The sequence below is a fragment of the Pseudomonas sp. EA_65y_Pfl1_P113 genome, from assembly GCF_963970525.1.
Classification (GTDB): domain Bacteria; phylum Pseudomonadota; class Gammaproteobacteria; order Pseudomonadales; family Pseudomonadaceae; genus Aquipseudomonas; species Aquipseudomonas tritici.
The window spans coordinates 1-1,105 of sequence record NZ_CAXAQM010000100.1 but is presented as its reverse complement, the minus strand read 5'-3'; the positions used below and the strand labels follow the sequence as shown (position 1 = coordinate 1,105).

Below are 1,105 nucleotides of genomic sequence, written 5' to 3'. Positions count from 1 at the left end.
CGTCGAGGGCGATGCCACGGTCCTTTTTCGTTACTACGACCCCCGTATCACGCGTTTGTGGCTGACTGGTCTGGAGCCCCAGGCGCGTGATCGATTGATGGGGCCAATCCGACTTATTTTGCTGCCGAAATTGGCTCACAGCTCCGGATTTATTCGTCAGGAAAACCCTGAACAGCCCATCGCGCAGTATACGGAAAAGCCGTGGTTATGCCTGACCCCAGAACAACTGGATCACTTGAGCGAAGCCAAGCGGCAGCGTCTTGCCCGGCAGTTGATCGAACATTGTCAGCAGCACTTCCCTCAGTGCCTGCAAGGATTGGATCACGCCGCACAGCAGCAGTGGGTCACGACCTGTCAGCTCAGCGCTGAACGACAAGGCTACAGCTCCGCCGATGACGTCACCCGCTGGGCTAGCTTCCACGCCGTGCTCGGTGACGACTTCCCCAGCGGCCCCGGCCATGCCGTTTACCGACAGATTTTGGGTGAGCCTGGGGTTTTACCGGCGCAGCGTCTGGACAACCTGAGTGCTGAACTAAAGCGTCAGCAACTCACCGATAAGGAACTATCCGTATGAGTGCTGAAAAACTGGCCATGGTTGACCAGTTGGCTCAGGCTGACCGAGCCGCCAAGGCGATGCCCCACGAAGATATCAACAGTTCAATTACGCCCTGCCCAGCCCACCAATCCGACATATTCGTAGTGCCCGTGCGGTATGCCCTGGCAGAAGAAAAAGCCGCCCATCCTTGCTGCATGCCCGGCGTGGCTACCCAGAGCCACCCTATGGCCGCCCGCCGCCTGCGGGGAGGTTTTCTTTATCTGTGGCAGGACCAGGGGCCTCTCAAGCGCTATGCCATCGGGCCGAATGGTTTGCTGAGTGAACAAGCGCTGGAAGCCGATGCCACCGTTGTGCTGGATGGCACCCTGACAGGTCTGGCCCTGAAGAAAATCTATGATGCCTGGATGCTCTATAGCGAGTTCCCACTGAATCCGGAACACTGCAAGGCGCTGAGCGACAGCAGCGCCAAACGCAGTGCGCACATGCGTCACGTTGCCTTGCGCACGGTGGCTAACGAGCTACAGGCGCCTCATTGCCCGCCGCTGGCCA

The 1,105-nt window shown here is 59.0% G+C and carries 2 protein-coding genes; both read left to right on the top strand.

Annotation, left to right across the window (positions count from 1 at the left end):
- The coding region (locus tag AACY52_RS28455) for a DUF4123 domain-containing protein (RefSeq protein ID WP_339561089.1) at positions 1-574 on the top strand (574 nt) is incomplete at its 5' end.
- A partial coding sequence (locus AACY52_RS28450) for a toxin VasX (protein WP_339561088.1) occupies positions 571-1,105 on the top strand: 535 nt, incomplete at its 3' end. The genes AACY52_RS28455 and AACY52_RS28450, both read left to right, overlap by 4 nt.